Genomic DNA, 18,020 nt, shown 5'->3' with positions numbered 1-18,020 from the left:
GAACAACTCCCACAACACTCACAGGTCTCCGCCAAGATCTCGCTCGATTCTCTCGGCTATATCTAGCAGTTTTTCCGCAATAAAGGCTTTGTTCTGGCAGGCTCTAGAAAATCTGGTGTCTTTGCGCAGAGCGGGAATGCCCGCGCCCACTAACTCAAGCCTGTTTATGGCCAGAAGGAGATAGGCTCCGTCAAGAAGACGCTTTATCAACCTTGAGGTTCTATCGTTCGAAGAATCGTAGAGATCGCGCTCGAGGTCTACGAAGAGAAAACCGATGGATTCGAGAATCACTCTGAAAGAGAAAAGCAAAATGCTCTCAAGGCTATCCAAGGGAAATTCTTCGAGCCTTTTCAAGTCAGACTTCACCTGCGATAATGCGAGTCTGGATCGTTCCTCCTCACCCAGGTAAGCCTGGAGTTTTTCGGTGGTGAGACCGAAAAGATCGGCTATCTCATCGGCCCCGCGTCCATTGGCCAGAAGTTTGCGGAGATACTCTCTCTTGCTCATTGTATCACCCCGATACAATTATATCTCTCAAGTCGTCAGGTTTCAGCGACCAGAGTAAGGTTGAGACCACCACTCTCGAAAGCGAATACTTCGATAGTGGTTTTGTAATAGACTATAGACGGAGGTGGTTCTATGAGAAAAATTCTGCTGGCTGTCTTTCTCATTACCGCCATTTTTGTATCGGCAACGGATTATTTCTTCGGGTTTGGCTTTCAGGGCCTGGTCAATGTGAATCACACGGACGGTGAATGGCGCATCAGTATAGTGCCTGTCACATCCCTTTCAAGCGGCGGTGTCGAGTCTGGCGGCTTCGTTTTCAATGTGTTGAGAGATCGGGGCTTCGCCTTGGTGTCGAGGTTATCCCTGAAACCGGTTACACATGTGCACACTTTCCACTGCGAGGCGATAGATGTTAACGCAAAGACGCTCGAGGTCTTTGTGGCCGACGGAACACACGGCTTGAAAATCTACAAATTCTACGGCCCACGCCTTTACAAGCTGGTTCAGACCCTGCCGGTCAAAGGCTGGGTGAACTCCCTAGCCTATCACGAAAACTCCATACTCGCGGGAACGGAAGTTGACGGACTTTTCCTTTTCAAGCGTGGCCCTGAAGGATTCGAAGAGATTCAGCGACTCTTTCCTTCGGGAATCGACAGGGTGGAAGCGGGTATTACTGTACGTGCGATCGTCGCTTCCGGCGAAAGGTTCTTCGTCGCCGCCGGAAGTGAAGGCGCACTGGTGCTCGAGTTTTCCGACGGGCTTCTTCGAGTAACGGGAAAACTGACTGCCAATTACGCGCTCGATGTTGCTGTTAGCGAAAAATACGTCGCCGTTGTGGAGCCTCAGGAAAGTACGATATCTTTCTTCGACGTTCTCGATCTCAAACCGATCACATCGCTCGATTTCGACGCTTCGCCGGTTCAAGCGGTAATTGCAAAAAACTGGGAAGACGGTAAAGATTATCTCCTTTGTAGGTTCAGCGATTCGGTGTCTATTATCGAAATGGGCGCCTTCCAGGAACTTTTCAGTATGAAAGGCGCCTTCTTCGGTATAGTGAAACCTGTGTACGGTATAGATTAACCCTTTCTAGACGAATAGAGAGAGGCGCCACTCACAAAGTACTTCGAAAGAGTTATGAAGAGTATCAGAATGGGGATACTCGCGATTGAAGCCGCCGCCATCATGGCTCCCTCGTTGGTATGTTTCTCCATGGCGAACTTGACTATGTACAGAGGTATCGTCTTCATCTCCTCGCTCTGGGATATCAACAGCGGCCAGAGCAAGTTGTCCCACTGGCTCCTGAAGGTTAGGATCGCGAGAGTGGCCACGGCCGGCGCGCTGTTGGGCAGTATTATCCTCCAGAAAATGCTCAGTTCTCCCGATCCATCTATTCTCGCCGCATCCAGTATCTCGTCGGGGAAGGTTATGAGATACTGCCTCATCAAGAAGATACCGAAAGCATTGGTCAAAAACGGCAATATCAGTCCTATGTAGGTATTCTGGATGTTCAACGAAGTGGCCACCAGATAAAGCGGTATCATGATCGCCTCGAAGGGTATCATCATTGTCGCCATGATCAGTAAAAAGACGAGATTTCTTCCCTTGAATGGGAACTTCGCCAGTCCATAGCCGGTGAGGGCCGACAGCAAGACGGTCGTGACCGACACCAGACCTGCCACGATGAAGGAGTTCAATATATTACGGGGGTATATGTAGCTTCCGTCGTTCCCTCTTATCGCTTGTGCGTAGTTGTCAAGGTACAGCTCTTCGGGTATCCAGCGATAAGGCATCTTGACTATATCCCTGGCGGGCATCAACGAAGCGGTGAACATGAAAACTATGGGAGATAGTATCAACAGTGCGGTGGCTATGAGAAGGGCCCAAATTATTACATCCACAAGCAAAGATTGTCCTTTAATTATCTTCACAATCCACCTCACATATAATCTACTTCTCCACCCGACCTGCTGGCTTTGAATTGAAGCCAGGTGAAGAAAAGCATTATGATAAAGAGAATGATACTCATCGCGCTGGCTCTTCCGATGTTGTGATCTCTGATCGCCGTGTTGTAGATATTGAGAGTGATAACGTTTATCGGCTCCAGCGGAGCCCCCGACTGCGTGAACAGGTACTGGGTACTGAAAGTCTTCAGGCACTGCAACATAGACATTATCGAAACCAGAACTGTTGTAGGTTTTAAAAGAGGTATCGTTATATGCCAGAAGTCCTTCCACCCGCTTGCGCCGTCTATCTTTGCCGCTTCGTGCAGACTCTGCGGGATACTCGCCAATCCCGTGATGTATATTATTGTGAAATAACCTATATACTTCCAGAAGTAAACCAGTATCGTCGAAAACCTCACCATGTTAGCCGATGCCAGCCATTTATAATCGACGCCCTTAGTTCCCAGTAGAAAATTAGCGCCCATGTTGGCCAGCCCTCTAGGATCCAATATCAGCAACCATATCGCCGCGGCAACAACGGAGGAAAGGACGGCCGGTGAATAGAAAGCCATCTGGAAGAACTTCTGGAATCTCTTCCTGGACATTATGAAGGCCGCAAGCAGAAGGCTGAAGACCAGTATGGGTATAAAAGTTCCAAGTGTGAAGATGAAGGTTGCCTTGATCGAGTTCCAGAAATCGGGAGATTTGAGTAGATATTCGTAATTCTCCAGTCCAATGAAAGTAGGGGGCCGCAGCGAAAGCAGCCTTTTTCTGAAAAGACTCGTATACAGGGCGTTCACTATCGGATAAAAGGAAAAAACTGCGAAGAAGGCCATCGACGGTAACACAAAAAACCATCCCCACCGGGCCTTCTTGTGCTCTATTCCTTTCTTGAGAATGCGCCTCAAGGGTGAACCCACTCCTTTCGCGAAAAGAATAAACGGCCCGCCAAAGCGGCGGGCACGAAATCAATCATCAATACTGGTCGTCGAGGACTTCCTGAACCTTTCTTCTGAGCGCGTTCAACGCGTCTCGAGACGAGGCGTTGCTCAACATGACAGATTCTACGGCCTCTTTTACTAGTGACTGTATCTTCGCCGAGTATTCGGAGAAATAAACAACGGTCGATTTCTCAAGGTCGGAGATGAATACGTCCGAGTAGGGATAATTCTTGAAAGTGTCCGATTCCAGCAATTCATTCGTCGGCTGTATTATCGCTACTTTATCAAGGTATTCTTCGGGATGGCTCAACATGAAGGCAATGAACTTCCATGCCATCTCCTGGTTTTCCTTCGGCTTCTGAACATTCACCATGTAGTAGTGGCCGTAGTAATGAGCCGGCACGTAATTCACGGCGTTCTCGAACTGCGGGAAGGGGACTACCATCCATTCGCGGCTATCGTAGAAAGCTGGATTGTCGGCCTTGATCCTTGCCAGCTGGTAGAGACCGGTTGTGCACATTCCTATATCGTTGTTGTCCATGTTGAAAAGGCTTCTGGCGTTCTTGTAGGTTGGAGATCCCAAGTTAAGACCATTCGGTCCCCACGCGGCCATGAAGTCGAGGAACTTCAACCAGGCCTCGTCATTGACAATCGCCGTTTTACCGTCGTCGCTTATCAGCTTTCCACCAAGCTGCTCCACCATGGGGATGAAAGCGACCAGATAATACGGATACCTGAAATCGAAACCTCTTCTAGTTATTATTTGACCTTCTCTGATGGTTAGTTTCTCGGACACTTCGACCATCTCTTCCCAGGTCTTCGGATAGTCCTTTTCCGGGTCGAGTCCGGCATCTTTGAAGACCTTCTTGTTCAACAGGATACACCAGTTGGTTATCTCCAGAGGCAGACCGTAGATCTCTCCCTCAAAGACTACAGGGTCAAGCGTGCCTGGAAGGTAAGCGTTTATCAGGGCCTCTTTGTTTTCGTATCCGGCAGCTTCATAGTTGACCGAGGCCACGCGCTGGTTAACTATATAAGCATACTCATCTTCGATGGACATATTGAAGATGTCCGGACCCTGATTCGCCGCAAATGCTGTGAGAACAAGCTCCTGGATTTTTGTGGAAGATTGTGTCACTCTCTTGATAACCACATCGGGGTACATTTTCTGGAACTCTTCGATGTAGCGGTTTTCGATCACAGTTCTGTTTGGATCCTCGTGAGTCCAGAACTGCAACTCGATAGTTTTTCCAACAAGCAACGAAATCGGAATGACAAGACAGAGAAACATGACAAAGAAAGAACGCCTATTCATAAAAACACCTCCCGTAAAGTTGGGGTAAAGTACCCCGTATCTCTATAATACAACTCTAGCGATCAATTACGAAAAGCGTTTATAGGCTTTTCGAGTCTTTGGGAGGCTTTTGAATACTACAAATGAGGTGTTATGATCAATTGCTTAAACCGGCTACGACTTCTTGCAGTCATATAGTCAGGATAGGGAGGTGTATCTTGTGAAGGTTACAATTTTGATCACGGTTCTGATCGTTTCTACCGCGCTCCTCGGGAGCAGTTTTCTGGTGAACATTACTCCGCTGGAAAGCGATCAACCCTTTCAGTTTCAGAACCAGGCAGGCAGCAGGACTTCCAGCATCGGATACACAGTGATTTCCAACACCGATTCCGATAGCACGATCATCGTTCTTGGAGGATGGCTCTTCAAACCCTCGGGTGAGGAAGAGACACTTGAAACCTCTCTGGAGATATATTCGGAAAACGATTCCTATTCGAAGAAACTGACGCTCGTCCGGGAGGGAATGTACTACACTCTGAAACCGCTGCTCGTATCATATCCCTCTGGATACTCGTTGAAAGTTATGGGGATCGAAGCCATGATCTCCGCAGATGGAGGCGAAGATATGACAGTGGTGAATTACCTTTTGGTCGATCTGGTTGCTAAGGATAGGCTTTCCGCCGGAATCGAAATTGGTCTGGAAAAGGAAGGGAAGTTCGTAGAAACACCGCTGACCGGAATTGAGCCTGTCGTAATAATCAAAGCCGGTTCAAAGCCGACCGGAGGTTACCAGCTATCGATACAGAACGTAAAACTCTCCGGCGACCAGATACAGGTACAGGCAAAGTTGAAGAGTCCCGGCAAAAATGATTACGTCACACAGGCTTTCACCTATCCGTTTATCGCTTTCAGGCTACTGGATTTAATGGTCGGAGAGTACAGAATCCTAGTGAATATGGATGTCGAAGTCGATTCTTCGATAGTGAAAACTGAGCAGTTCTCGGGCACCTTCTACGTCGATTGAGTGAGTCTGTCTATTCTCCTGACGTATCCGTCGGCATCGAACTTGCGCCTTAAACCGGCCGAATTCATGTACCGAACTTTACCGGTGACTTTTCTCTCGGCCCATGCCCTGTCGTGTTTTCCAAGGCACCACATGATGCCGGCGTAACCGTTGGGATCGCGACCGTCAAGTTCGTATTTGTCGTTTAGATATACAGCCGTGTCAAGTGCCGCTTCCGGCGATTCGCTCCACTCAAGTATCTTTTTTCCCCAGTACATGCGCATGTACCCGTGCATCTTTCCGGTGAGCGCCATCTCATTTTGAGCCGCATTCCAGTAAGGATCGTGCGTGGAGCGACTCTCGAATTGTTCTCTAGAGTAAATGTACTCCCTCATATCTTCCCTGTGTTCGTTCAGTGTCTTTTTCGCCCACGCCGGCAGACCTTCAAAGCGATCGTAGTCGGGATTATACAGAGTGAAATTCATACTCAGCTCCCGCCTGACTATTAGCTCTTCCAGATAGGCCTCTGCGCATGGCGATTCTCTTTCGGTGATCTTCCTGGCAATATATGAAGGCGATATCTGACCGAAATGAAGGTACGGACTCATATTCGATAATGCATCGCTGTTCGGGTCGTTCCTCTCCCGGCAGAAGATATCAATTTTGTCTCTCAGAAAGCTCTCCAGCATCTCGATAGCCTGCGAAGTTCCACCTTTGAAACTGGAAACCGCCGGAACATCGTCCACGAACTTCAGATCTTTCAAACAGGCCGATAGAGAAACAGTCTCGAAGTCTTCTACACCAAGACCCTTCAAACGACGACTTTCGACCGGCCGGCTTTCCGGGTAATCAATAAGGAGACGACTTATCTTCGGCCTAATAGTGGCCGCACTGAATTCTTCTTTTCTGCTTACCTGTCCAACTGGCACGATAACGTTACTCTCTACAACGAAAAAGGGGGACTCCACTCTATGGGCGATCCTCTCTCTCCAGAACTGCTGGTGCCTGAGATATCCGACATCCGACACCAGAACCGATGCGTTCTTAGCAATTTCCAGAACCTTATCCACAGGATTTCCGGCCTTCAAGAGAAAGGTGATTCCCCTTTCTTTCAGTCTTTTTTCCGTTTCTTCCAGACCCTCCAGCATGAAAGTGAAGCTCCTCCGGTTGGCCGAAGGGTATTCGCCGTGAAGAACGAATAAAACGAGAAGCGGTAAAGAAAGGTAGTTCGAGATTTCGCAGGCATAATCGAGTGCGTCGTTATCAACCGCTCTCTGAGAAGCCTGCATCCAGTAGAGCACGAATCTCCCCGTTTTCGAAGAGATGTTGTTTGCTTTGTGAATGCCCTCTCTTCTCATGCCGACGTCCGGGGCTTCATTTCAAAGCCCTCCCTTTCCCCGAGTCGCTTATTTCCACAAGCTCTTCGGGGTACGGTTCGAAAAAGGTCTGCCTCGCCAGGTACTCGTTCTCGAAGGCAACTACGTACGATTTCAATATATGGAGCGGAACGCTCAGGGGGATTTTAGCCTGGCGGTATCTTTCCAGAGAGTCCAGGAAGAATTTCTTCTCCGACGATGAAAGATATCGTGAAAAGTAGCCCAATCCATGCATCAAAACATTGATGTGAGATGTGTGTTTCGGCGGCGTTGACATCGCACGGTAGAAGTGTGGCGCGTATCGATCGAAGACTTCGTTCAGATCTTTCTTTTCTAGATTTCCGGCTATTCTCCCCATAGCTCTCATCTCGTTTTGATTGTAGGACATGAAGAGTAGCTTGTTATCGCTCTGAAAATCCACGAGGCCTTTGATAGAACGGTTCAGATTGAGCTCTCTGAATCGGGTCACGGTGAAGAGCGTGGTGAGGAAGTGTTCTCTCAAAACGAAGTTGGTGAGTCTCCCCTCGTCTTCTACCGGAAGGTGGCCGAAGCGGGTTACAACCTCTCCCCCGAAAATACCGCTGTCTTTTCCCGTAGCCATAACCTTTCCCGCACCCGGGTAAACCTTGACGTCCTTGATTCCGCAGGACGGAGATAAAGCCTTCAGAATGAATCCATCGACATTTTCGAGAGAAGAGAGAAGGGAAGAGGCATAGGCGTTCATCTTCTCCGTTACATCCAATCCTGTGGAAGGCTGAATCAACCTGACCACACTATCCAGGGCTATCAGCCTGATGGGTGCCCTCGGGACGCCGAGCCCTATATCTACTTCGGGGCAGACAGTTGTGTAATTGACGAAATTACCCAGAGTCGATACGAAATTGCTAGGTACGGTCTGAGCGTTGTACCTGCAGCTTTCAAATCCCAGGCACCTGCTGACAACAACTTCCGGTCGGGCGAATTTACCCATGAAAGCCTCCTGCCGTTTCACGGCCACTGTAATGATCTCGTGTTTATTTCAGGAAAAGCTTCAACTTCTCCAGAAAGAGAGACGGATTTTCCAGCATTGGCGAGTGACCGACACCCGTTATAATTTCTAGCTCACTGCCCGGGATATCGATTTTGAACCTTTCGCCGTCTGTAACCGGCGCTATTCTGTCTTTCTCTCCCCAGACGATCAGAGTTCTGGACTTTATATCTCGAATCTTCCCTGAAAGCGCTCCGCTATCGTCCTGCAAATTGAACCTGTAAAGAAAGGCCGGGGAGATATGATTTATCAGCGAAAAGCTCAAATGGAAGGATTCACGGTTGAACTTCGAAACGTCCCCTAGTTTCTGTCTATAAAGAAAACGCTGAACCAGATAGGTCTGAAAGCCATACCTCATGAGCACATGGTTCAGAAACTCGTTATCCTCAACAAGAGACGGCAAGAAATTCATCTTCGAGTATCCCATCGAATCGACCAGTATGAGACTCTTCACTCTCTCCGGGTGATAATAAGCAAGATTAAGAGCAACTTCCCCGCCCATGGAGTGACCCAGGACATCGGCCAGATTTAAATTGAGAATATGCATCAAGCCGCTCACAAGATCGGCATAACCCTTTTTGCTGTAATCACCCTCCAGAGAAGCTCTGGAAAGGCCAAACCCCGGCAGATCGATCACATAGACCTTTCTGAAGGTCGAAAGCCCATCCACTATAGCATCGAAATCGAGGTAAGAGCCCAAAAAGCCGTGTATTAATATTATCGGATCGCCCGCTCCGGAGACTTCGATATACAGCTTTTCTTCTCCAACGGTTATGTATTCGCCATCCTGGTCCATGCGTCCCAGGTATATTCTGGCCATTGTAACACTGAAGATCGCATGCACTATGACCGCGATGAGCAAAACGAAGAGCACGGTGAATATCGCCTTCACAACCCGCAAACGAAAACACCCCTTCCAGAACCGAAATGATTATCCACTTTAATTTTATTCTACATTCTCTCAGAAAAGATATTACAATCTATATGGGAGAGGATTCAAGTCTCTTATTTTTAGGAGGTGCGGTTTTGACTTCTAGGGAGAGAGTCTTTGCGAGAATCGAAGGACGAAGCGTGGATCAGGTACCGAATTTGAACATAATAATGGCCTTCGCGGCGAAATATATCGGCAAGACCTACAGAGAGTACGCCACCGATTTCAGGGTCCTTTGCGAGGGAAACATCAGGTGTTGCGAGGATTTCGGAATAGATATGGTCAGCGCCATTTCCGATCCTGCCAGAGAGGTTAACGACCTCGGGGGAGAGGTGATCTTTCCAGGAGACGATATCCCTTACTTCGGCCTTCCACTGCTTTCGGCAGCGGAGCCGTTGAAGCTGAAGGTGGTCGAACCCTCCACCGGAAGGAGGATGAGCGACAGAATCGGTGCCATCGATTTTTACAACAATCACGCCTCGGCAGAATACCCGGTTCTCGGATGGGTCGAAGGGCCGCTCGCCCTGGCTGCCGACCTCAGAACTCCGGTCGGAATTATGGAGGATTTCTTCGAGAGACCGGAGTTCGTCGTGGAGTTACTGGAATTCTGTCTCGAGCAGGAGACTATCTTCGCCCTAGAACAGGTGAGGGCGGGGGCCGACTTCATAGGCATAGGCGATGCGATCTGTTCGGTTATCGGACCTAGATCGTACTCCAAATTCGGACTTCCCTACGAAAAGCTTCTGATCAAGCGTGTTCACGAGGCGGGCGCAAAGGTCAAACTCCACATCTGCGGGGATACAACACCGATTCTTTCTTTAATGATAAACACAGGGGCCGATATAATCGATGTTGACTGGATGGTCGATTTCGCTTCGGCGGTGGAGCTGGGAGGAGGAAAGATATCGATATGCGGTAACTTCGACCCGGTATCGGTCATGTTCAAGGGCAGCGTGGAAAAGGTCGCCGATTCAGTCGAGAAATGTCTGGATGTATCCGACGGCAGAACCTTTATAGCCGCCGGTTGTGAGATACCCCGCGGGACTCCTCTGGAAAACATGGCACAGGTGAAAAATGTATTGAAAGCCAGGGGTGGTTTCAACGCTTGCCCTTCATACGGTTGAGTAGCTTAACGGCCTCTTCAGGCTCGATCAAACCATCTTCGAGCTTCTTTATGATTTTAGAAGCCTCCTGAACCTGCCGACCTGCGACTTCATAACCCAGGCTGGTGACCAGCTCTTCCAGCTTGCTTCTGGCCGTGGGATACGAGATGTTCAGCTCTTTCTGCAATTCGGAGAGATTTCCCCTATTCTTGATGAAAACTTTTAGAAAGTCAAGCAGCTCTTCGGAAAGTGAGACTATCTCGTCCTGATAGAAGTCCCCTCTTATGGTTATTTTGCATGAAGGACATGTGTATTCAGTTATCTTGAGATCTCCATCGCAAACCGGGCACTTGGTTAGTCTTCTCTTCAATGACAGCACCCCCATTCTGGTCGGCAAACAGCAAAAAAGAGTACTTGTGTTCACTATACCAGTTTTTAAAGTGGAAAGTCAATATTTCAAGGGTCAAATAAACAATAAAATCAGCGTGTATCGAAAGTATAAAACCCCAATCACGGAATCTTCAGCAAAAATACCAGTAAATAAGTCATTTAATTCAAAGCATATATGCTAAAGATAAAAGTTGCTTTCATTATTATTATAAAATCATACATATTATTTAACTACAAGGCCGCTATATGTTGTTATTTTTGTTTGATAGCTCAATAATCTTCTCTATTATATTGAATACTGTTGATGAGGCCACCAGCCCTATGACAATGCCTGAGGCACTGGAAAAGGTCCGATAGCTGTACTCAAAAGCTCTGAAGAGATCTTCTGACATGAAACTCTGCATGGCGTAGAAAGCCGAAGAACCGGGAACAAGAGGAACTATTCCTACCACTATAAGGGGCTGAAGGGGCCAGTGCTTCAGTGTCGCTATTAACCTGGAAAGAATCCCTATGATCAACGATGAGAGAAAAACCGAAAGAGCCAGCCCCAGCAAACCAGAGGTGAATTCATAGACCAGCCAGCCGAGCGCGGCAACGCACGAAGCGAGAGGTATTATGCCCGCAGGAACACTGAAGATGATAGCGAATCCCGCTCCGGCAATGAGCGAGGCCAGCACTCTGAGAATCATACCAGACCACCTGCTACGAAAAAGGCCGAACTTGCACCGAACACCAGAGAGACGAGTATGAGTATCGCTTCGGTGAACTTCGAACTGCCCGACACGAGGTTCCGGTTGGCCAGCTCGAGAATCGAGTTCGTTATAAGAATACCTGGGACATATGGCATTATCGAACCGACGATTATTTTCGAAGAATTGAGATCAAAAAAGTAACCGCAGAGAACTGCCAGAATTGTAGTCATAAACCCCGCCAGAAAATCTATCAACATCCTGTTGGAAGGGATCAGCGAAAGCAAAAGAAAAATCGGAGCGGTTATCACGCCAGAAAATACCGATTCAAGTAAGTTACCGCCAAACACGTAGGAGAAGGCCATGGCTGCGATGCCCGAGCAAATACTCCTCAGCAGGAGAGGATAACGTTCCCTGGTTGATTCGAGGAGCTTAAGGCTCTCGACGATATCGACCCAGGAAGTTTCATCATCGAGGTACTCCCTCAGAAGGTTTCTGTAAGCGGTTATTCTATAAAAATCAGGCCGCTCAACTTTTATCCGTTCTATCCTGGACCAGCTTCTCCCGTCCGGTTCGATGAGAGATATATGAATTACCGTGGGTGTCGAAGCAACCTCGGTCTTGAAACCGTTCTTTTTGCCGATCGATTCCAGGGCCACTTCAACATCGGTTGCGGAACCTCCGGAGCTCACAATTCCCCTCCCGAATAGAATCATCATGAATAGCACATCTTCAGGTCTCATCGCCATCTCCAAAACCTCCCGAAGACAATACTACCACCCATAAGATCCTCAAGGGAAGTCGCCAGGAGATCATTCTATTATCTTTTCTTTCGTCTCAACTCCAAAAAGAGCCACTATTATCGCAGCCAGAACGCTCATGACCGACATGAAGATCATTACGTATAGAACGCTGCCCGTACGGCCCATGAAGAAGTTCGTGAAATACGGGGCGATTATGCCGGCCGTTCTGGCCATCACTCCGGAAGTGCCATTCCCCAATCCCCTCATCTCCGTTGGATAGAGTTCCGGTGTATAAGCGTAAACCATTCCCCAGGTTCCGAGGACAGACATAGAAATCAGAATGCTTGCGAAGATTAGAAAGCCCGAACTCGTAACCAACCCCATTATCAGCGCCGAAATCGCGGTGGCGACGAAAAAGAAAGTCAGGGTGGTTTTTCTTCCGATCTTCTCTATGAGGAAGGCAGCCGTAAGGTAGCCCGGAAGCTGCATGATGAGCATAAAAAAAGTGTACCACAGCGATGAGACAGGGGTTAACCCCTTTGAAGCGAATATCTTGGGCGCCCAGGTGTAGATTCCGTAATAAACGAAGCTTACTGTGAACCAGCTGAACCATATCATGAGAGTTCTTCTTGCCAGACCTTTTTTGAAGATACTTAGAAGGGGTTGCTTTTCCCTTTCGTGCATCTCCACTTCTTCCTTTATGGAGGTTTTGAGTATTTTCTCCAGGGCCTTCTTCCCCTTCTTCATGAACTCGAATTTGGGGCTTTCTGGAAGGAAGAGGCCGATCATTATCAGGGGGATTCCGAAAATGAAGAGGAAATAATATGACCATTGCCAGCCCAGGGAATCAAGCGTAAGCATGGTGAAGGCTCCAACCATGATACTTCCAAGAGCCCAGCTCGATTCTAGAAGCGTGAGGTAGAGCCCCCTTATCTTGATTGAAGAAAACTCTGTGAGATAGGCGTTGACAACGGGAAGAAGTCCACCGTAACCCAGACCGGAAAGAAATCTGAACACCGAGAACAGTCTCATCGATGGGGCGAATCCAGTGAGACCGGTTCCTGCCGCGGCGAGTATCAGCAGACAAAGGTTGGTCCACTTTCTTCCAAACCTGTCGGATATCGCCCCCGATACGAGCGCGCCCACCAGCATACCGATAAAAACGGAACTTGCCATGGTCGTCGAGTCTCCCACGGTCCCCGAAAGTCCTTCGATAATCGAGGGAAGCGTTAGCGAGGTGACCATAACCCCTCCCGCGACCAGCATCCATTCGAGTGAAGTTAAAGCGAGCAGCTTCAATCTCCTTCCAGAAGAAATGTTTCTCTGTATAACCTCGTCGATGTTCATAAACCCACCCCCCGGACAGCCAGATATCCTTTCTTTTCGAGTGCTGCCCTGATTTTTTCAAGACCATCTTCGGAATCCGCCTCAATCGTGTGTAGATGCACGCCGTCCTTTGAAAGCGCCAGGAGAGGAACGGCCTCGCTTGACCTGAGAGAGGCGATGAACCTGTTCAGGTCGTCGAAGTCGTGCAGATTCAACACTCCCCGAATCTCCCCATAGACCGGGTGCATTATCACTACGTCTATCACAGCTCCACCTTCGGATAGGATCGTGGAGAGTTCGTCCACGATATCCGAATCTCCGTGTTTTACAGACAGAGTCATTCTGCACTTTTTTTGCGTGGATAGAGAGTAACCTTTCTGGCCGGATTGTATCCTGTAACCCTGGTAGCGTAGTTCTTCAATATCTTTGACGATCATTTGTCTGCTGACGCCGGTCAGCCTCGCCAACTCGCTTCCGCTGATCGCGCCGTTCGAGTCCTGGAGAAGCTTCGTTATCTTCAGCAACCTGGCCTGTTTGTTCACCATCTACCCTCCTATTTACAGGTTATAGCAGCTACTTTACACTACATTTTAAAAGAAGAAACGCCCCTTGTCGAGGGGGCGTTGTAACAACTAGCTTTAACTCTGGTGGCAAGGGACGGAATCGAACCGTCGACACACGGATTTTCAGTCCGCTGCTCTACCTGCTGAGCTACCTCGCCATCAATCTGGTGGAAGCGACAGGGATCGAACCTGTGGCCTTCTGCTTGTAAGGCAGACGCTCTTCCTCTGAGCTACGCTTCCACCACTGGCGCCCTCACGGGGATTTGAACCCCGGTCGCCGGCGTGAAAGGCCAGTGTCCTAGGCCACTAGACGATGAGGGCGTAAGCACGTAATTTATATTACACTATTATGCTTCTCCGGTCAAGGCCCTGAACGGAATTATCCGCACCGACATCAGCCCATCGACCGTTTCGGCTAAACTTTAAGAGCTGTTTTTCGTGATAAAATCTTGAAGAAAGGAGTGATCTGTATGCCAATAGACTTCAGAATGACGAAAAAAGGATTGATTCTTCTTATTGATTCTTACAGAAGTGTCGAAGAGTTACGACAGGACATAATGAGAAAGTTCTCTGATGCGAAGGATTTCTTTTCTGAAGGGGACGAGATATCCCTGATGCTCACGCAGGAAACCAGTAAACCAGACGATATAGTCAAAATCGTATCTTTGTTGAGCGATCTCGGAGTCCACGTGAAGGATATTCTCGTCGGAAGTATGGAACAGAAAGACGTCAAAGTCGGTCAGAAATACGATCTGGTAAGGGAAAAGATCACGGAAGTCAGAGGCGCACAGATCATCCGGAGGAATTTGAGGTCCGGCCAGATTGTTGTTCACAATTACGATGTGGTTATCGTTGGCAACGTTCATCCAGGTGCAGAGGTGATCTCGGGAGGAAGTATAGTGGTCTTTGGAACTGCCCGGGGAGTCTTGAGGGCCGGATATTCCCAGGGTGAAGAAGGTATCATAGCCGCCATCGATCTCTCACCTTCTCTTTTGCAGATAGGAAACTATATAACACAGGAATACGACCGCTTCGATGTTCCATCGGTTGCTCACGTGAGAACGGGTAGAATCGTCGTCGAAGAGGCAGACAACGTCAAGTTCGAAGTAAAGGGGGGAACAAATTGAACACAGCTCGACTATTGATCGAACTTTCCAACGCTTTCGGACCTGTAGGTTATGAAGACAGAGTTCACGAAGTGATCAAAGCCGAAGTGGGTCCATACGTGGACGAGATCTACAGAGACGAGATAGGCAACCTTATCGCCGTTAAAAAGGGTAACTCCAGACGGGTGGGAGTCTTCACACACATAGATGAAGTCTCTCTGGTAATATCGGCCATAGATGAAAGGGGGTTCGCCAGATTCGAGTCGCTCGGAGGGGTCGATCCGAAGATATTGATTTCCCAGAAAGTCAGGATTGAGTGTCGTGACGGGAAGGAAAGGAAGGGCGTTATCGGAATGCTCGCCCCGCATCTCCAGAAACCCGGTTCGAGGGGAGACGTGCCTTCCTTCGACGAGCTCTTCATAGACGCCTCAATCAATCAGGACTTCGACAGAATCAATATAGGCGACCTCGCGGTCGTAGACTTCACGGCCTTCGAAATGGGCGAAAAGGTTTCGGGAAAAGCTCTAGATGATAGAGCGTGCGCCGCGATAAGCATGGAGACGGCTAAACTTCTATCTATGTACCGTGAACACCCCACAGTTTATTTTATCTTCACCACACGCGAAGAGGTCGGGGCGATGGGCGCCAAAGCGGCTGCCGAAGCTCTTAAGCTTGATCTGGGCCTAGCCATGGACGTTACGCATCACAGCAAAGAAGATGGAATCGAAATAGCAAAGGGGCCTGTGATAACTGTTGGAGGGCCGAACATTCACAAAGGATACTTCAAGAAATTAGACGACTACGCAAGGGAAAACGGATTCCCGGTTCAGTACGATTACGGTCCCGGACATACCGGCACAGATGCCGACGTTGTCCAGCTTGCTGGAAACGGAACTCCAACTTTGCTACTTTCCCTTCCCCAGCTCTTCATGCATACTCCGGTAGAGGTGATTGCGGTGTGCGACGTTCTCAATTCGGCCAGACTGCTTTCCGGATTTTTCAGTTCACTCGAGGAGGTTGAGGTAGTATGAAGCTCGAAAGACTGTGTAAGCTTTGTGAACTCCCCGGGATTTCGGGATTTGAAGAGAAAGTGGCCTCTTTCATCGAGAAAGAGATAGAGGGAAAGGTCGATGAGCTCTGGAAAGATTCGGTGGGCAACCTCATGGCGATAAAGAAAGGGAACGGCAAAAGCTCCAGAAGATTGATGCTTCTGGCCCACACCGATGAAGTCGGCCTGATGGTCAAGAGGATCAACGAAGATGGATCCCTCTCTTTCACCGCCATAGGCGGTGTCGATCCGAGGGTGCTGATGGGAAAGAAGGTCTTCGTAGGCGAGGAGATGCTGCCGGGCGTGATAGGCTTCGAGGCGATCCACACACAGGAAAGTTCGACGCTGTTGAAAACCCCGTCCATGGACAAACTGCGTATCTATCTCGGCTATTCGAAGAAGGAAGAGGCCCAGAAGAGTCACAGGATCGGGGATCCGGTCTTCTTTTCCACTGCTTACGAAGAGACCGGAGAATACGCTGTGGCCAAAGCCTTCGACGACAGAACCGGTTGCGAGGTCCTTCTGAGAGTTCTGGACGATGTACAGGGCCTCTCTATGGATTACGATCTCTGTTTCGCCTGGGTCGTTCAGGAAGAGGTTGGGCTCAGAGGGAGCGGAATAGCCGCCAGGCAGGTCAAGCCCGACGCGGCACTCGTTTTCGAGAACACCACCGCCGGAGACAACCCCGAACTCCCGGAGTATCGATGGGCCACAAACCTCGGTATGGGACCGGTTCTCACCTTTGCGCACAGTGGCCTCGTTCTGGACAGAAGGATCTTCGACACCATCGTCGAGACAGCCAGAAGAAATTCGATCAAATTCCAGTACAAAAGGCGGATAGCCGGAGGTACAGACGCCGGGCGTCTAGCGAGAACCATGTCGGGGATTCCTGCCGGTGTCATTTCGACCCCGTCAAGATACATCCATTCTCCGACTTCGATAATAAACATAAACGACTTTCTTGGAGTAGCAGAGCTTGCCAGTGTTCTGGTAAAAGAAGGGAAGGTGCTTTAGATGAAGGAATTGATAAAGAAACTAGTTGAGATAAGTTCCCCCAGCGGAAGAGAAGATGCGATAAGAGAAGCCATCGCGGAGGAAGTAAGAGATTACGTCGATGAACTGAGGGTCGATGCACTGGGAAACCTGATTTGCATGAAAAGAGGAAAGAGTGGAAAGAAGCTGCTTCTGGACGCCCATATGGACGAGATCGGAGTGGTGGTGACCCATATCGACGAGAAAGGCTTCTTGAGAATCGATATGCTCGGAGGCGTTTCACCGTACATGCTTCTGGGTTCGAGGATAATTTTTGAAAGCGGCGCCTGCGGTATTGTAAGCACCGAAGGTGAATCGGCCAGAGAAGCTGGCGAGATAATGAAGAACCTCGACTTCGATCACATTTTCGTAGATATCGGAGCCTCCAGCAAAGAAGAAGCCGAAAAGCTGGCTCCGATCGGTACCTTTGGCACGTACGATTCGAAATTCAGAGATCTAGGTGAAAAACTCGTTTCAAAATCTATGGACGACAGGATAGCCTGCGCCATTCTGGTGCAGACGATAAAAGAACTCAAAGAGCCGGCCGACGATGTTTACTTCGTCTTCGCCGTTCAGGAAGAGGTGGGAATAGTCGGGGCCAGCGTTGCCGCGTTCGACATAATGCCGGATATGGCTGTTGCGGTCGATGTAACGGCCGGACCGGATACACCAAAATCCTTCAAGAGAATGGGATTTAAGCTGGGGGCTGGACCTACGATAAAGATAAAGGATCGCGGAAGCGTCAGCTCCTCCAGAGTGGTATCCAGATTGAAGGAAGTGGCGGATATACGTTCTATTCCTGTCCAGTACGAGGTTCTTATCTTCGGCGGTACGGACGCCAGGGGATACCAGATCACCGGGAAGGGCATCGCGGCCGGAACGGTTTCCGTACCGACCAGATACGTCCATTCTCCCAACGAAGTGGTGGATTACAACGATGTTCTCAACACGGTCCGTCTCTTGAAAGCGCTAGCCGAAGAAGGAGTCTAGAGAAGGCA

Annotated in this window: 19 protein-coding genes and 3 tRNA genes; 7 read left to right on the top strand and 15 right to left on the bottom strand. The window is 49.1% G+C overall.

What is annotated here, in order from left to right:
- Window positions 1-18: 18 nt before the first annotated feature.
- On the bottom strand, window positions 19-507 hold the full coding sequence (locus PKX57_RS03135) for a hypothetical protein (RefSeq protein ID WP_213921095.1): 489 nt from the start codon (window positions 505-507) through the stop codon (window positions 19-21).
- Between the two features lie 132 nt (window positions 508-639).
- Here PKX57_RS03135 and PKX57_RS03130 point away from each other — a divergent pair, with 132 nt between their 5' ends.
- On the top strand, window positions 640-1,587 hold the full coding sequence (locus PKX57_RS03130) for a hypothetical protein (protein ID WP_472415982.1): 948 nt from the start codon (window positions 640-642) through the stop codon (window positions 1,585-1,587).
- Here the strand turns inward: PKX57_RS03130 and PKX57_RS03125 are convergent.
- The 3 genes from PKX57_RS03125 to PKX57_RS03115 all read right to left on the bottom strand — a co-directional run bounded on the left by PKX57_RS03125 (window position 1,584) and on the right by PKX57_RS03115 (window position 4,706).
- Window positions 1,584-2,435, bottom strand: coding sequence for an ABC transporter permease subunit (locus PKX57_RS03125; protein ID WP_213921093.1), 852 nt, complete (start codon window positions 2,433-2,435; stop codon window positions 1,584-1,586). The two genes, PKX57_RS03130 and PKX57_RS03125, sit on opposite strands and share 4 nt — an antisense overlap.
- Window positions 2,436-2,443: 8 nt before the next feature.
- Entirely contained in the window at window positions 2,444-3,286 is an 843-nt protein-coding gene (locus PKX57_RS03120) for a carbohydrate ABC transporter permease (RefSeq protein ID WP_472414647.1), read from the bottom strand.
- Window positions 3,287-3,425: 139 nt separating this feature from the next.
- The gene (locus PKX57_RS03115; RefSeq protein WP_213920902.1) at window positions 3,426-4,706 is read right to left on the bottom strand and encodes an extracellular solute-binding protein; all 1,281 of its coding nucleotides are present in this window, start codon (window positions 4,704-4,706) and stop codon (window positions 3,426-3,428) included.
- Between the two features lie 199 nt (window positions 4,707-4,905).
- On the opposite strand from PKX57_RS03115, the gene PKX57_RS03110 reads away from it, so the two are divergent.
- Window positions 4,906-5,709, top strand: a complete 804-nt coding sequence (locus PKX57_RS03110) for a protease complex subunit PrcB family protein (protein ID WP_213920901.1) — start codon at window positions 4,906-4,908, stop codon at window positions 5,707-5,709.
- On the opposite strand, the gene PKX57_RS03105 is transcribed toward PKX57_RS03110, so the two are convergent.
- From PKX57_RS03105 to PKX57_RS03095, 3 genes are read right to left on the bottom strand one after another with little or no spacing between them, the layout of a single operon-like run.
- Window positions 5,697-7,046 carry a deoxyribodipyrimidine photo-lyase gene (locus tag PKX57_RS03105; protein WP_213920900.1) on the bottom strand — a complete coding sequence of 450 codons (1,350 nt, stop codon included), beginning with the start codon at window positions 7,044-7,046 and terminating at the stop codon, window positions 5,697-5,699. The genes PKX57_RS03110 and PKX57_RS03105 overlap by 13 nt on opposite strands.
- A 16-nt stretch (window positions 7,047-7,062) precedes the next feature.
- Complete coding sequence (locus PKX57_RS03100; RefSeq protein WP_213920899.1) at window positions 7,063-8,034, bottom strand: DUF1722 domain-containing protein; 972 nt, start codon at window positions 8,032-8,034, stop codon at window positions 7,063-7,065.
- A gap of 43 nt (window positions 8,035-8,077) precedes the next feature.
- Window positions 8,078-8,983 carry an alpha/beta fold hydrolase gene (locus tag PKX57_RS03095; protein WP_470745666.1) on the bottom strand — a complete coding sequence of 302 codons (906 nt, stop codon included), beginning with the start codon at window positions 8,981-8,983 and terminating at the stop codon, window positions 8,078-8,080.
- 134 nt (window positions 8,984-9,117) lie between these two features.
- Here PKX57_RS03095 and PKX57_RS03090 point away from each other — a divergent pair, with 134 nt between their 5' ends.
- A complete protein-coding gene (locus tag PKX57_RS03090) occupies window positions 9,118-10,146 on the top strand; it encodes a uroporphyrinogen decarboxylase family protein (protein ID WP_213920897.1) in 1,029 nt (342 codons plus the stop codon).
- On the opposite strand, the gene PKX57_RS03085 is transcribed toward PKX57_RS03090, so the two are convergent.
- The 8 genes from PKX57_RS03085 to PKX57_RS03050 all read right to left on the bottom strand — a co-directional run bounded on the left by PKX57_RS03085 (window position 10,121) and on the right by PKX57_RS03050 (window position 14,157).
- A complete protein-coding gene (locus PKX57_RS03085) occupies window positions 10,121-10,504 on the bottom strand; it encodes a DUF2089 family protein (RefSeq protein ID WP_472413956.1) in 384 nt (127 codons plus the stop codon). The two genes, PKX57_RS03090 and PKX57_RS03085, sit on opposite strands and share 26 nt — an antisense overlap.
- Before the next feature lie 253 nt (window positions 10,505-10,757).
- Complete coding sequence (locus tag PKX57_RS03080) at window positions 10,758-11,204, bottom strand: threonine/serine exporter family protein (RefSeq protein WP_213920895.1); 447 nt, start codon at window positions 11,202-11,204, stop codon at window positions 10,758-10,760.
- The gene (locus PKX57_RS03075; RefSeq protein ID WP_213920894.1) at window positions 11,201-11,953 is read right to left on the bottom strand and encodes a threonine/serine exporter family protein; all 753 of its coding nucleotides are present in this window, start codon (window positions 11,951-11,953) and stop codon (window positions 11,201-11,203) included. Before PKX57_RS03075 ends, PKX57_RS03080 begins: the two co-directional genes overlap by 4 nt.
- Before the next feature lie 63 nt (window positions 11,954-12,016).
- Window positions 12,017-13,294, bottom strand: coding sequence for an MFS transporter (locus tag PKX57_RS03070; RefSeq protein ID WP_213920893.1), 1,278 nt, complete (start codon window positions 13,292-13,294; stop codon window positions 12,017-12,019).
- Window positions 13,291-13,818, bottom strand: coding sequence for a 3H domain-containing protein (locus tag PKX57_RS03065; protein ID WP_213920892.1), 528 nt, complete (start codon window positions 13,816-13,818; stop codon window positions 13,291-13,293). Before PKX57_RS03065 ends, PKX57_RS03070 begins: the two co-directional genes overlap by 4 nt.
- A 100-nt stretch (window positions 13,819-13,918) precedes the next feature.
- Window positions 13,919-13,994 (bottom strand) — tRNA-Phe (locus tag PKX57_RS03060).
- A 7-nt stretch (window positions 13,995-14,001) separates the two neighbouring features.
- Window positions 14,002-14,076 (bottom strand) — tRNA-Val (locus tag PKX57_RS03055).
- Window positions 14,077-14,081: 5 nt separating this feature from the next.
- Window positions 14,082-14,157 (bottom strand) — tRNA-Glu (locus PKX57_RS03050).
- Window positions 14,158-14,306: 149 nt separating this feature from the next.
- Between PKX57_RS03050 and minC the strand changes: the two genes are divergently transcribed.
- Genes minC through PKX57_RS03030 form a run of 4 tightly spaced genes read left to right on the top strand, consistent with a single transcriptional unit; the run spans window position 14,307 to window position 18,012 of the window.
- The gene (gene minC / locus PKX57_RS03045) at window positions 14,307-14,963 is read left to right on the top strand and encodes a septum site-determining protein MinC (RefSeq protein ID WP_169699699.1); all 657 of its coding nucleotides are present in this window, start codon (window positions 14,307-14,309) and stop codon (window positions 14,961-14,963) included.
- Complete coding sequence (locus PKX57_RS03040; RefSeq protein ID WP_472415980.1) at window positions 14,960-15,973, top strand: M28 family peptidase; 1,014 nt, start codon at window positions 14,960-14,962, stop codon at window positions 15,971-15,973. The genes minC and PKX57_RS03040 overlap by 4 nt, the downstream gene beginning before the upstream one ends.
- Window positions 15,970-17,004 (top strand): M42 family peptidase, encoded by a 1,035-nt coding sequence (locus PKX57_RS03035; RefSeq protein ID WP_213922775.1) that lies wholly within the window; start codon window positions 15,970-15,972, stop codon window positions 17,002-17,004. Before PKX57_RS03040 ends, PKX57_RS03035 begins: the two co-directional genes overlap by 4 nt.
- Entirely contained in the window at window positions 17,005-18,012 is a 1,008-nt protein-coding gene (locus tag PKX57_RS03030; RefSeq protein WP_213922774.1) for a M20/M25/M40 family metallo-hydrolase, read from the top strand.
- The last annotated feature ends 8 nt before the right edge of the window (window positions 18,013-18,020 follow it).

It is taken from the genome of Mesotoga sp. (assembly GCF_035363035.1).
Classification (GTDB): domain Bacteria; phylum Thermotogota; class Thermotogae; order Petrotogales; family Kosmotogaceae; genus Mesotoga.
The sequence above is the reverse complement of the archived record's forward strand: the minus strand, read 5'-3'. Positions and strand labels throughout refer to the sequence as shown.

What these genes read in the sequence shown, in the direction of transcription:
- PKX57_RS03135 (WP_213921095.1), bottom strand. Translation starts at nt 507, where the DNA reads ATGAGCAAGAGAGAGTATCTCCGCAAACTTCTGGCCAATGGACGCGGG.
- PKX57_RS03130 (WP_472415982.1), top strand. Translation starts at nt 640, where the DNA reads ATGAGAAAAATTCTGCTGGCTGTCTTTCTCATTACCGCCATTTTTGTA.
- PKX57_RS03120 (WP_472414647.1), bottom strand. Translation starts at nt 3,286, where the DNA reads ATGGCCTTCTTCGCAGTTTTTTCCTTTTATCCGATAGTGAACGCCCTG.
- PKX57_RS03115 (WP_213920902.1), bottom strand. Translation starts at nt 4,706, where the DNA reads ATGAATAGGCGTTCTTTCTTTGTCATGTTTCTCTGTCTTGTCATTCCG.
- PKX57_RS03105 (WP_213920900.1), bottom strand. Translation starts at nt 7,046, where the DNA reads ATGAGAAGAGAGGGCATTCACAAAGCAAACAACATCTCTTCGAAAACG.
- PKX57_RS03100 (WP_213920899.1), bottom strand. Translation starts at nt 8,034, where the DNA reads ATGGGTAAATTCGCCCGACCGGAAGTTGTTGTCAGCAGGTGCCTGGGA.
- PKX57_RS03080 (WP_213920895.1), bottom strand. Translation starts at nt 11,204, where the DNA reads ATGATTCTCAGAGTGCTGGCCTCGCTCATTGCCGGAGCGGGATTCGCT.
- PKX57_RS03075 (WP_213920894.1), bottom strand. Translation starts at nt 11,953, where the DNA reads ATGGCGATGAGACCTGAAGATGTGCTATTCATGATGATTCTATTCGGG.
- PKX57_RS03070 (WP_213920893.1), bottom strand. Translation starts at nt 13,294, where the DNA reads ATGAACATCGACGAGGTTATACAGAGAAACATTTCTTCTGGAAGGAGA.
- PKX57_RS03065 (WP_213920892.1), bottom strand. Translation starts at nt 13,818, where the DNA reads ATGGTGAACAAACAGGCCAGGTTGCTGAAGATAACGAAGCTTCTCCAG.
- minC (WP_169699699.1), top strand. Translation starts at nt 14,307, where the DNA reads ATGCCAATAGACTTCAGAATGACGAAAAAAGGATTGATTCTTCTTATT.
- PKX57_RS03035 (WP_213922775.1), top strand. Translation starts at nt 15,970, where the DNA reads ATGAAGCTCGAAAGACTGTGTAAGCTTTGTGAACTCCCCGGGATTTCG.
- PKX57_RS03030 (WP_213922774.1), top strand. Translation starts at nt 17,005, where the DNA reads ATGAAGGAATTGATAAAGAAACTAGTTGAGATAAGTTCCCCCAGCGGA.